Consider the following 12,716-nt stretch of genomic DNA (forward strand, 5'->3'; position numbering starts at 1 on the left):
CATGAAAGACCCATTAAATCAAGGAGGTTGCCTGATATTTGTAGAAGAATTTAAACCAATAATTTATTTAAAACTTAACCTTATGAAATTAGCAATTGTAACAGCCTATCCCCCAAGTAAAGTCACGTTAACCGAATACGGATATCACCTTGTAAAACATTTTAGGCTTCAGGAAGACGTAACGGAGATTGTTTTGATTACAGACAGAACTGAAGAGGAGAAAGACCTTTATTTTGAAGAAGAAGGGTGTACCATCACCGTAAAGGAATGTTGGAGTTTTAACAGTTATAAAAATGTCTTCCACATCAATTCCGCCATTTCCGAAACAAAGCCAGATGCTGTATTGTTCAACCTGCAGTTTTTAAAATTTGGAGATAAAAAAGTACCAGCAGCATTGGGCCTATTATTACCAATGATCTGTAAACTTAAAGGCATCCCTACCATTTCCTTACTGCATAATATAATGGAGCAGGTAGATTTGGAAAATGCAGGGATAACCAAAAATAAGTGGTTGCAAAAGGCCTACAACTTCATTGGTACCACATTGACAAGATTTGTTCTGGCATCTGATATTGTTGCCGTGACCATAAGTAAATATGTTGGGATATTGGAAAACAAATACAGGTCTAGAAATATTGCGTTGATACCTCATGGCGCCTTTGAAACCCCACCGGAACCGGATTATTCCATCCCAAAAGGACCAAAGCAGGTTATGGCCTTTGGCAAGTTTGGCACCTACAAAAAGGTAGAGATCTTAATAGAAGCCGTGGAATTGATTCGAAAAAGAACGAAAGAAGATATAGAAATAGTGATAGCTGGCACAGATAGCCCTAATACCCCAGGGTATTTGGAAGGAATAAAAGAAAAGTACAAACATGTATCCCAATTGCGTTTTACCGGTTATGTAGCCGAGGAAGATGTCCCTACCATTTTTGGTGAAAGTAGCGTAGTTGTTTTCCCATATACCTCTACTACAGGAAGCTCAGGGGTATTGCACCAAGCTGGCAGTTATGGTAAGGCCGTGGCCCTACCAGACTTGGGGGACCTTAGTATTCTTGTAAAGGAAGAAGGATACAAAGGTGAGTTTTTTGATCCTGAAAGCGAAGCTTCCCTAGCGGATGGGATAGAACGTATTTTGACAGATGACAACCATAGGATCAACTTGTCCCAAACCAATTACCGTGCGGCCTGTTCCCTACCGATGTCGGCCATCACAAAAATGTATGTCGATTATTTTAAGGCGATACAGCAGACCAAATCCACAGGGATGCCATTGGAAATATCCAATGCATTACAACACAAAGCAGAAAGCGTATAAACGATTTTTATTCAGGTTAAGTGCAAAAGGGGGAAGGTCTGGTTAACCGTCCCCCCTTTTATTTTTTTAACTCTTGTGGTCTTAGTATATTTTTTTACTGTAATCAAGAGAAGTGAAAGATGGTTTTGCTTCCCCTTCTGAATCCAAGAAACCAAAATATTTTTGGCGTTCCCTTCGCCATGGCAAAGATCCTACCACAGTTGTGGGCACCTCTTCAAAATCATACATGGTCCAAAATAAAAAAGGTATATGTTCCTTATCTAAAATGGTCTGCATCTGCTTGTAATAATCAGCCTGATCTTTTTGATCCCCTTGATATCCGTTCCAAATGCCGTCATAGGAAGAATAACCGTATTCCTGCAATACCAAAACCTTGTCCGGAATGGAACTCTGCAGCTTATCAAATGTTGCTTTAAATTGGGATAGCTCTTTGTAATAATGAAAGGAAACAAAATCTACCTCTTCTGAGAGCTGAACTGCCACTTCGGGATTGGACCAGCCTATGGTCACCGGATGATTTTTATCCCATTGTTTAACAATAAGCACCAACTGTTCCAACCATGCCAATACTACTTCCTTTCCTCGAGATTCAAAATCCAAATCTGGCTCATTTTTGATATCCCAGGCCAATAAGGCTTCATGATCCTTTAAAGCCATTACAATTTGCTCTGCATGCCTATGGGTGAGTGTCCAATCTCGAATGTCATAATCACCATAAAAATCAAAAAGGGTCACGATCACTTTTAAGTCATGTGCGCTAGCTTTGTCCAATGTTCTTTTTAATTTGGCCAGTTTGTGTTCATCCACCTTGGCCTTACCAAAATCTTCATAGGGTACAAAAATCCGAACTGTATTAAGTCCCATCTTTTGCAGTATATCAAAATCCTTATCGACAATTTCTTCATTAAAATTGTCGCCAAACATGGCCCACGGACTATCCTTGGGATAATAATTGACCCCTTTGCTCTTGGATATTTCTGATATCTTTTCTTTTGTTGTAGCTTCTATCTCTGAAATATCATCTATTGGTTCTTGAATCTCAACCATATGCCTGATCCTCCAAAAACCATCTTCCAAAAGCATCATTACTTTAAAGGAGCTAGTATTCCTTTGCTGGTTTACCAAGGTTTGGTCCTTAAAGACCTGTTTGAAGGAAACCACATTTCTATCCGTAAAAACCACCAATTTACCGTCTGCACTATAAAACTCAAGGGTTGGGTGATGGTCCATGGTGGTGCCTTTTACGCTCGTCCCATTGGCTTTATTAAGGTCTATGATCCTGTAGATCTTCTGGCGGATGCTATCCGTATAATAATCAGCTATGCCTTGCTGTTCATTATTTAGAAAGGCTTGGTTTCGCACATGCCAAGCGCTCAAATAGTCCTTTTGGATTTTCTGTAAGGTCTGTTCCTCCATGGGCCGACCAAGACTATTGGTATGTATCCATTCCATTTTAGGCAAATAAACCTCCGCCATAGGCGATTCCAAATGAAGCATGTCGGCCCTATCCGCCCCTGTATTGAGATAGGAAAATACAGAACTGATCCCAAACAAGATCAAGGCGTTGATGGCCAAGAAGGATAAGATCAATCCTGCACGAACTATATTTTTGTTCCACTCCTTTTTCATTGAATTTCCAAGGTTTGGGATTGATTTATGCCTGCCGTTTCGACTTCTACTCTATACTTCCCTTTTAAAAAATAGTCGGGACTTAAAAAGAATTCCCCAAAACCATGTTTTGAGGTGGTATGTTTGGTTTCCAACAGCATGTTTTGGGCATTATAAATGGATATTTGGATATCTAGGCCGTCGGGGATTTGTTGACCCATAAAACTTTTTATAGGGCCAACTGTTATACTGCGCTTATCATTGTCATAAGACACTTGGTAATCTGTAACCGCCGATTCAAAATTGACAGCTATAGAACTGCTTTTTGCCGCACCGGTAATAAAAGCTGTTATGGTCCAAGTGTCTTTTTGTGAAGGGTGAAGTAGTTGGGCCTTGGCTACACCATCAATAGTGGTCCCCGTAGTTTGCAATAGCGCTCCTGTCCAATTCTTCACCATAAAGGTTACCAAGGTCCCATCGCTTACCTTGTTCCCATATTGGTCTGTAATATTGGACGTTGAAAAAGAAATGGTTTGGTTGCCATCCGCATAGGAATGATCCCTTTGATAATCAATAGAAAAATCTGTTGCATTGGCAGGATATACCATTGTGGTAAGTTCTTTTGAATAGTTATTTGCAACAGAAGCTGTAGCAAGGATTCTGCCAGACTTTTGGGGAGCTCCAATATTGGTCCAAGCCATTAAATTATTGATCTTGATATCCTCCTCCGCTATCCTACCCTCAAACTGCTGTTTAACAGTTACCGGAGTTCCGTCAACCAGTGGATTGTCAAAACGGTCCGTTGGTGCCACCACCAACATCGTAAAATCGGTATCCCCGGCAGTAATACTTCTGGGTCCTAAATAGGTTTCGATATTCCTGCTATCGACAGAACCCGGATGGATATGAAGCTTTCCAAACAGTTCAATTTTTTCGTTTCGTACTAGTTGCCATTTGCACAAGCCCGCCTTTTGGGTAAACTGGTAGGGGATGTGAAATTCTATTCCTCCTTCATTCAAAATAGGTTCAATAATGGACGTGCCCAAAGCATTTGTAATCATCAATAACGGGCCTTTGGTTTTAGCAGCTTCAAATTTTAGAACAATAACCTGCCCGGCAACAAAGCTTTCCTGGGCAGTCGTTAATGAAATTGGGCTATTATCAGAGGTATGCTCCATTTTTGCCTTAGTGCATCCCAAGATCATAAAAACCAAAAGTAATATGTATGTGATGTGCTTCAATTTATTTGGGATTTCCTATATAACTGTTTATTTCAAATTTTAAGAATTGGTACCCTTGCCCAGAGAACTTCTGCATTTGTTCTTTCCCATGGTCGTCTAGGCGATCAGGGAATAATTTTTTGGATATCTGCGAATTCGGCAATCCGTTCACAAAACAATTTTCCAAACTGCTGTTGATTACTTTCAGATTATTAAGATGTTCGGGCACATAATCAAAATATTGCTTTCGCTGTATTCGAACGCCATCCGTTAAAAATTGATGGTCTACCCACAAAAGTTCCTTTTCATTGTCATAATACGAAATCAGCAGTTGTGGAATGGTTACTTCCTGTACCCCGGAATTAAATAATACCCCCTTTATATGATTCTCCCCGAAATTCAATTGTTGCAGGGATACCTGTTTATACAGATCCGTATTGGCTACATTACCGGCGCATTGAAGATTAAATTTTGTTGGCTGCTCCTCTAAATCAATAGGTGTAAATTCATCCGGATTAAACGTTGGGGGGATGGTATCCTTTGTGGAAGACCATGCTATGCCTTCAAAGTTAATTTTAAAAGTAGTGGTCTCCTTGGGCATAAGCTTATGCTTCATATGGTATTTGGCATTATAGGTAGCAAGTTCTTTATCATCATCATTATACAAGGTTCCTTTGATGACGACATCCGCAGGTACATTATCTATGTTCTGTAATTCTCCGACAATACTATACCGCCCATTTAGTTTTACCAATTTAGCGGATAGAACTTCCAAAACGGGCTGTTGCAATACATCTTCATGGTGCGTCTGTTGGGTGGTTATCCTTCTTCTACCATGATTGTAAAAGGTAGTGCCATTAGAGGTAAACAATTGATCTGGCGGAAGGTCATTATCAATAGTCGATGGTTGCAGGTACCATTTGCCGTCTAGTTTATTAATCCGGTGTACATATTTTTTTTCAATCTTTTCCAATGGGGTTATCCATTGCGTGGTAACGCTCACCCTGGCACTAGCATCTGTTTCTTCCAAAACGGTTATGCCAATAGAGTCCAGTTTTGCATACGAGCTCAAAATGCCATCGGTCACGGACACTTCCAACATGTATTGGGAAAGGGAAACCTCGCTGTGGGGATCCAAATAAGAATAAGCACGCTCAAATTCCTTAAAATCCAGCGCATCGTAATAGGCATTTATGACATTGGATGGCGAGATTTGAGTTTTGTTCTTGATATAAAACTCATAGCCTCCATAGGACAAACAAAGGAGTACCAACCCCGCCCAAATATGATTGATCGTAATCAATTTGTCCTTAAATCCATTATAAGAAATAGCGTATTTCACATAGATAGGTTGGGATTGCGACTTGGATTTTAAAATCCTATACCACCCCCATTGGATATTGATAATAAATGCCAGTAATATGGTAAGGATAGGGATGATGCCCCACATGATCTTCAAATAAGTAGCTACATCTTCTTTTGAAATGGTCTTGGCTATGGGTGGGACGTTCAACTTTTCCCATACCATTATCCCGTTTTCCAATTGTTGTAATCGCTGCCAACCACAGAAATAAAGAATAGGATCGTAAAACTTATCATTGGAAAAAATATACTTTAGATTGTATTTCTCTGGTACAGTCAAAAACTGCTGTAAGGAACCAATCCCCTCTACCCCTCTAAATTTAGAATTTTCCAAGCGCTCTATGGCACGGGTCGTCAATTCTGGCAACCTTCTCGCAGAATGGTAATTGCCATCAACAGTCATGGCCTTGGTCTGGGCGGATAGCCATGCTATTTGATCACCAAATCCCAATGGCAAATATCGCCATTGATCGTGTTGGTCCTGATTCAAGAAATTTACAATGGGAAGCATCTTTATCTTATCCGGTTGGGAAGGTCTAAAATAGCCAAGGCTCATTGTAAAAATGACCATAAACAGAATACCACCTGCCAAAAACCCTCCGAGCAATCTGTGATACACTGCACCAAAACGTTCCTGTAATCTAATTTTTAAATCACCTTCTACCATTCTATAGACAAATTCCCCAAAAATGGGCAAGGCCATTATGGTAGCCCATAAGGTAAAACGGTCCAAGGTTAAAATATTAAAGGCGGTTTTGCCAAGTAGTTTTAGCGGAATGGGAGTTGTGCCTCCTGTCCCTAAAAGGGTGAGCAAGGAAATTGAAAGTCCGAAAAACAAATAGCGTTTGCTATAATACCGGTAAAAGATATACGGTAAAAGGAACAATAGAATCCCCCATGGTATCATAAAAAAAACCAATCCTGAAGAGGTGATCTCCAAAAAATTATCCCGGGAGCCATGAGGAATTGGTACTTGTGTGATTGGGTTCTTTTTGGAATTGATCCAATAGGGCAGAATACAAACAACTATCAACACCAAAGAAGAAAAACCGAATCCAACAATACGCCAAAAGAGCTTTTTAAAGGTTTTAAAAAACACCTTAAAAGTGATTGCCTTCATGGTGTGCACTTCGTCCTTTGCCGCATCCATGATCACCATACCTATTAGCGGGAAAACAAAAAACACCATGCCAAAGATGGGTGTAACATGGTGGGAAGTGACCGTTACCGCTATAAGTGAAAGGCTGGTGGCCAAATATTTTAATTTCCCTGTTTTTATCCAGGAATAAATCTCGGGCAACGCATGTAATAAAACGGATAGGCCAATGATGCTGGGCAATTGCCCAAATATATGCAGGGTTTCAACAAAGGTGGAAGAAAAGACGGCCAAAAGGGCTGTGTAACCAGCTACCTTCCTATTTCCTGTGATCAAAAGCCCAAAGCGATAGGCACCAGTAATAAAAAGCACAATCCCCAACAAGGCTACTGTAAACATCCCAAATTTGAGTCCGCCAATATAAGACAATAAGGCTATGGATTGATGGACCAAGGGCGGATAGGCCTGAACGGTAAACCCTGTATACCAGCGATAATCCCAAGGTTCAAACCAACTATTGGCATAATGGTCCGCAAAAAACAAATGGATCAACGCATCATAGGTAGATTCCAATGTAAAAAAGATACTAGAACCGTGAAATGCGATACCAATGAACAAGGCGACAATTAGTAAAATGTTGGTTCTATTCATTTGATTCAATCGTACTGAATTTATAACAGTATAAAGGTATATATATTGTGATATTCCCTGATTATCAGCCATCGTACGGGAGAATCCATTCATCTACACAAAAGCGCCATTGACCTTTTCTGCGTCAAAATGGACGTGAGTTGTCCTTAGATTTGTTTCAGAAATCATTCAAACCAAATGATTCTATTCAACCAAATAATAAAAACTTAATACTTAACCTATGAAAATTTTAGCCATTGATGATCAACAATTGATCTTGTTATCAGTAGAAAAAAGACTTACCGAAGAAGGATTCCAAGTAAAAACCGCTTCCAGTGGTCAACTAGGAATAGACCAATATGATACGTACCAACCAGATTTGGTGATCGTAGATATCAATATGCCCGATATGTCAGGGTTAGAAGTAGTAAAGCATATCCGTATCCACAAAAAATCTAAAACCCCCATTTTGGTCATGTCCGGCAATACCAATGAAACTATTATTGGAGACGGATTTGATATGGGTATAGATGATTATATGAAAAAACCGGTAAGCCTGGACGAAGTAGTGGCGAGGGTAACTAGAATTTTAGGCCCTACGGCAAAACCTGCGGTTGTCAAAAAAGAGAACAATACCCAAATGTTGCAAAAGTATTGCGTAGGGGTAGTTATCCCTTGCTACAATGAGGAAGATCGGTTATCCAGTACCGAATTTCAGGATTTTGCCCATAAAAATCTAGGATATCATTTATGCTTTGTAAATGATGGCAGTACAGATGGAACGTTGGAGGTTTTGGAAGAATTACGTAAAGGCAATGAGGATACCATCAGTATTTATAACTGTGAAAAAAATGGCGGTAAAGCAGAGGCTGTCCGTCAGGGAGTTTTGCACTTATCACAAGATTCCCAGTTTGACTATATTGGTTATTTAGATGCAGATCTTTCAACAGATTTCAGGGATTTTGATGAATTGGTACAAACCATTGAAAATTCCGAATTTAAAATTGTTAGTGGTTCACGCATCAGTAGAATGGGAGCCGATATTACCAAAGAATCTGCCCGTAAGATCATCAGTATGACCATTAACCTAATCATTCAGAAGATCTTGGGAATGCCGTTTAAAGATACCCAATGTGGTGCCAAAATTATGGACAGGGAAATAGTTTCCAATATGTTCAATAAAAAATTTATTACACGTTGGTTGTTTGATGTGGAGATCTTTATGCGCATGAGAAAGTTCTATGGCAAAGAAAAAGTGCAACAATTGATCTGCGAACAACCATTAAAACGATGGATACACGCCGATGGTTCCAAACTTTCCATGAAGGATTCCGTTAAGATTGTAGGACAGTTGGCCCAGATTGCGATGCATTACAACTAATTGAAAACTGAAAACAGAATTAGATCAACTAAAGGGTGATGCATTGCATCACTCTTTTGCTTTGAAGAGAATATGGAAATGGTGAATTTTGATAGTATCAAACAAATTGCAAAAGTAAAGTCACTGCAATACCTGATAATCGGAACAATACCGCTTTCTCTAAAATGGAGATATTGAGCAAATATATACAACATATCCAAAGGCAACCTATTTTGAAAATAATTTAGGCTCCAGCCATAAGTATCCCATTCCTACAACAAAAATTAAAAAGAACCAGAACTGATTTATGGGTTGTAAGAATTTGACTTTCTTTTGATTTTCAGAAGAGCCAGAGAAATGTCTTTGATTTTCTTTTCTAGTATTGAATGCGGTTAATGATTTCCAATTCAGGGTATCCATAACATAATAGTCATACGTGGATAAAGAATCATTTTTTACATGCAATTGGTTCCACCCAATTTTAGTTGGAAAAGTGGTAGCATACCATTTACTTGCAATATGTACATCCTGCTGAATTGGGATTTCAATTCCTTCCAAATCCAGAACAACAGGATTTTTAATAGACGTCCTAATTGCGGCATAAAAAGGTTGATTTTGATAAGCAAATCCCGAGTTATTCATCCATTCTGTTTGTACATATTCTCGTTTTGCTAAATTGCTTATGGTCTTAGTCCAAAGTTGCTCATATACTTCTTTATGACCCTTGAGAATTAACTGGTATGTATTTTGAAGTAAGGTGGTGCCTAGGCGACCACTTTCCATACGACGGTAAGCCGTTACGGTGTTGTTGTTATAATGATGTATTTTCTCTAAACCGTACCCCATTTTAAATTCATATGGATACTTGTCCATTACAACCTTCGGTGAAAATTCTACTTCCAATTTTATAGTTTTCGAAGGAAAAAACGAAAATCCGGATCTTTCTGGGCCTAACTTAAAAAAAATAGCCTCAGGCTGAATAAATAATCCAAGTCCACTATTTCTTATACTCTTGTGGATTGTAGAAAGATTATTTCTGGATAGCCCGACATAAGATTCGGAATCGATAATCAGCAAGTCATACTTCTCTAAATTATCTTCCGTGAAACTATAAAAAGGCAGCCTTTCCGTATTGAAATATTCAAATTTATACTTGTTTGTGGTAATTTGACTTCTAACAGTAACCTCATGGCCAATTTCAGCTAAATAATTTTTAAGGTATTTCGTCTCAAATGTGGGGAATTTGTTCAAAATTAAAATGTTCAATGAGCTGCGATCCTCTATATTTAAGGGCAATGGCTCACTAGAAATTATAGTTCCAAGTGAATCTTTTTCTACCAAAGTATACTTGAATTTTCCAACTACCTTAGGATTCATAGTTAGCTTAAAATTTTCTTGAACCAATCCACTTAATTCTACAGAATCAATACCAACGCCTCTTGGATTTGAAAGCACCAAACGATTACCTTTTTTCCCATTGGAATAACTCCCTTTTACGGCCAGTTCATCACCAACAATAACATCACTATTGTAGTTCAACTTTGTTATGCCCAAAGGTTTATACCCTTCAATAATCTGGGCAGGAACTTTGTCTAATTGCCAAAAATCAAAAGGTTGTAATCCTTCTCCCAAAATATACAAAGTACCTACTGAATCTAAAGTCCTCCCTAAAGGTTGATTTATTTTATAGGGAATTATCTTTATTTTTTTATGGGCTTTTTTGAGGCTATCTACCTGCTTTTGTTCATATCCCCTGGTCAATATCATTCCTAAATTTGAACTGGAATTATTCTCCGTAATAGGTCTTAAGGCAACCATAATTACCGATCCTACCACTAAAAACCCAATAAGAACATTAACATAGAAACGTAATTTAAGAACAGGTGACCATTCCTTCCATATAAATAAGCCCCATAGCAGAAAACCTCCAAATACAAGGGGCCAAAAATATTCTTCATTCAAAAAATTGATATGGTTAATCATGTAGTTCTAATTCTTTGAGAAGCAAGCTATTAATTTCACTTTCGGTTGCTTTTGTGCTTTTTGGTTTTGGTTTTAACTTAGGAACCGCTGCTAATAATCCCTGTTGCACTTCTTTTAATTGAAAACTGGATGTTACAGGTCGCTCTGATATCCATTTCAACTGCTGCAGCGTATTCAGGTGTTTTCCTGGTTCTTGGATAGCTAATGATGCAAGCTCATTACCTGCTTTTACAAGCAATTCCTTGTCATCCAATGTAGGAATAGAACCACTTGCAATTAATCGCTCAAGTCTTTCCACTGATTTTTTAATAAATGGAAACTCTTCAGGCTGCTCAATACGCTCCTCTTTACTATAGTTATTTACTTTGTCGATAGCACCAGATAATCGTTTATCTTCTTTTATTGGAGGGGGGTCAAAACCAATGCGATGAACATAAATTCGTGCACTGTTTTTTATATCCTGGATAAGTTTCAATGCCCTATATTGAAATGGCAATGATTTTTCAGGGGTGTACAATCGTAGAAAGAGCTCCGCATCCCACATCTCGGCCATGGCCTGACGCAGCATACTTTTTAAAGATGCTGTAAATAAGGTTGATTCCTCTGGATCATCATGATTATGAAGATAATTCTCTAAAGGGTCTGTTGATTTATTGTCACCTTCTTCTGAATGATCATGATCTACCAAATTATGCTCATTATTGCCATCGTGGTCATGGGTATACTCTTCCAGTAAATTGGATTCTGACTCTGTGTCTACTTCTCTAACTTCTTCTGTTGTTGGACCAATTGCAACATCCTCATCACCCATAAACTCTCCGTATTTTAATCTCAGGGCCTTTTGATCAAAACCGAGCTCGTTACTTGTGAAGTTGAATTTTTCTTTGGTAATCTTATTTTGATCTGCGATCAGTTTTTCTGTATCTATAATAAGCTGTCGCTGGCTTCTAAAATAATCAGGCATCAAATCAGCTCCCATTGTTCCGGCCACGGCAAACTGGCCCGATAAGGTATCCTTTATAACCGCAAAGAACGTTTCACTTCTACTGGTATTCGCCTTTGGCCTTTTGGTGTCACTAGCTACAATATAGAAGTATAACTCATCACCCGGCTCCATTCTCATCTGGTCCAGATCTATTTTTTTTGATAGTACTAGTTTTCTACTGCCTGATGTCAATTTATCGTCAAAGGTTAATCGCTCTTCCCTAAATTTTACTGATTCTCCCTCCCCTTTGGTTACTGTGGCAATGATATAACTATCTTCAACCCCATAATCATCTGTGAGTTCTGCCTTAAAATAGAGCATTTTACTTTGTGAAAAATCAAAAGAGGTGAACTGTTTCAATCCCTGAATTTTTATGAAAGGACTTTCATCCTTAAAAACCTCCATAGCATATAAATCAGAGATATAGGTTGCATCATCTGTATCTTTAAATTTAAAATTATAAAAGCCAGATTCAGTAAGAAGCATTTGTTTTGAATACCCCTTCTCTTGCTTGGCCATTGGGTATTCATTCTCAGAAATCTCCATATAGGCCCCTTGTATCACTGTATCAAATTGAACCTCCCAAACAAGTTTTGACCTCTCTAAAGCCTTGATGTTCATATTTGAAGTGACAGTTTTAGGAAGATTGGTATAGGATGGGTGAATGATGGTCAGTTTTTGAGTCGTTATCGTTGGTTGTGAAGGATTTGCACGTGTACTATCCAAAGGTTGGAACTTGACAAGCTCTTGGGTTTCATTGTTTATTGATGCGTTACCAAAGTAATCCATTATAGAAAACTGATACGATATAAGGGATAGGAAAGCAAAGAATAACAAGGTAACCATACCCTTCCTTATATCCACGGCTGGTTTAATTGTATGTATGTTCTCTTTTAAGATGTCACTTATTTTATACTGTTGAAGGATTGCCATATTTGAAAGTTCATCCTTGGGCAATAACAATAAACCTGTACTGTATTCTACCCCAACAAATTTTTGATCTATATAACTACTTACCTTTTCCAGCGTCAGGCGCCATGGCTTTCTAATAAGTACAAGGACACCCACAACTCCAAGAAAAACAAATAACCCAAGCATACCGTTTGATTTTAAGATATAAATCAATAATGCAGGGCCCAATGCAATTAGAAAAA

The 12,716-nt window shown here is 38.5% G+C and carries 7 protein-coding genes; 2 read left to right on the forward strand and 5 right to left on the reverse strand.

The window, feature by feature from the left end; all coding sequences use genetic code 11:
• Positions 1-82: 82 nt before the first annotated feature.
• Complete coding sequence (locus tag ABXZ32_RS00820) at positions 83-1,318, forward strand: glycosyltransferase (RefSeq protein ID WP_354616795.1); 1,236 nt, start codon at positions 83-85, stop codon at positions 1,316-1,318.
• An 81-nt stretch (positions 1,319-1,399) separates the two neighbouring features.
• On the opposite strand, the gene ABXZ32_RS00825 is transcribed toward ABXZ32_RS00820, so the two are convergent.
• The 3 genes from ABXZ32_RS00825 to ABXZ32_RS00835 are packed head-to-tail and all read right to left on the reverse strand — an operon-like array spanning position 1,400 to position 7,255.
• A complete protein-coding gene (locus ABXZ32_RS00825; RefSeq protein ID WP_354616796.1) occupies positions 1,400-2,947 on the reverse strand; it encodes a cellulase family glycosylhydrolase in 1,548 nt (515 codons plus the stop codon).
• On the reverse strand, positions 2,944-4,167 hold the full coding sequence (locus ABXZ32_RS00830) for a hypothetical protein (protein ID WP_354616797.1): 1,224 nt from the start codon (positions 4,165-4,167) through the stop codon (positions 2,944-2,946). Before ABXZ32_RS00830 ends, ABXZ32_RS00825 begins: the two co-directional genes overlap by 4 nt.
• A gap of 1 nt (position 4,168) precedes the next feature.
• On the reverse strand, positions 4,169-7,255 hold the full coding sequence (locus tag ABXZ32_RS00835; protein WP_354616798.1) for a hypothetical protein: 3,087 nt from the start codon (positions 7,253-7,255) through the stop codon (positions 4,169-4,171).
• A gap of 220 nt (positions 7,256-7,475) precedes the next feature.
• On the opposite strand from ABXZ32_RS00835, the gene ABXZ32_RS00840 reads away from it, so the two are divergent.
• Positions 7,476-8,615 carry a response regulator gene (locus tag ABXZ32_RS00840; protein WP_354616799.1) on the forward strand — a complete coding sequence of 380 codons (1,140 nt, stop codon included), beginning with the start codon at positions 7,476-7,478 and terminating at the stop codon, positions 8,613-8,615.
• A gap of 207 nt (positions 8,616-8,822) precedes the next feature.
• On the opposite strand, the gene ABXZ32_RS00845 is transcribed toward ABXZ32_RS00840, so the two are convergent.
• Both ABXZ32_RS00845 and ABXZ32_RS00850 read right to left on the reverse strand, forming a co-directional pair.
• Positions 8,823-10,577, reverse strand: coding sequence for a hypothetical protein (locus tag ABXZ32_RS00845; RefSeq protein ID WP_354616800.1), 1,755 nt, complete (start codon positions 10,575-10,577; stop codon positions 8,823-8,825).
• Positions 10,570-12,660 carry a tryptophan-rich sensory protein gene (locus ABXZ32_RS00850; RefSeq protein ID WP_354616801.1) on the reverse strand — a complete coding sequence of 697 codons (2,091 nt, stop codon included), beginning with the start codon at positions 12,658-12,660 and terminating at the stop codon, positions 10,570-10,572. The genes ABXZ32_RS00845 and ABXZ32_RS00850 overlap by 8 nt, the downstream gene beginning before the upstream one ends.
• Positions 12,661-12,716 lie beyond the last annotated feature (56 nt).

It is taken from the genome of Sediminicola luteus (assembly GCF_040566555.1).
Taxonomy (GTDB): domain Bacteria; phylum Bacteroidota; class Bacteroidia; order Flavobacteriales; family Flavobacteriaceae; genus Sediminicola.

Coding starts and splice junctions, on each gene's coding strand:
- ABXZ32_RS00820 (WP_354616795.1), top strand. CDS start 83: ATGAAATTAGCAATTGTAACAGCCTATCCCCCAAGTAAAGTCACGTTA.
- ABXZ32_RS00825 (WP_354616796.1), bottom strand. CDS start 2,947: ATGAAAAAGGAGTGGAACAAAAATATAGTTCGTGCAGGATTGATCTTA.
- ABXZ32_RS00835 (WP_354616798.1), bottom strand. CDS start 7,255: ATGAATAGAACCAACATTTTACTAATTGTCGCCTTGTTCATTGGTATC.
- ABXZ32_RS00840 (WP_354616799.1), top strand. CDS start 7,476: ATGAAAATTTTAGCCATTGATGATCAACAATTGATCTTGTTATCAGTA.
- ABXZ32_RS00845 (WP_354616800.1), bottom strand. CDS start 10,577: ATGATTAACCATATCAATTTTTTGAATGAAGAATATTTTTGGCCCCTT.
- ABXZ32_RS00850 (WP_354616801.1), bottom strand. CDS start 12,660: ATGCTTGGGTTATTTGTTTTTCTTGGAGTTGTGGGTGTCCTTGTACTT.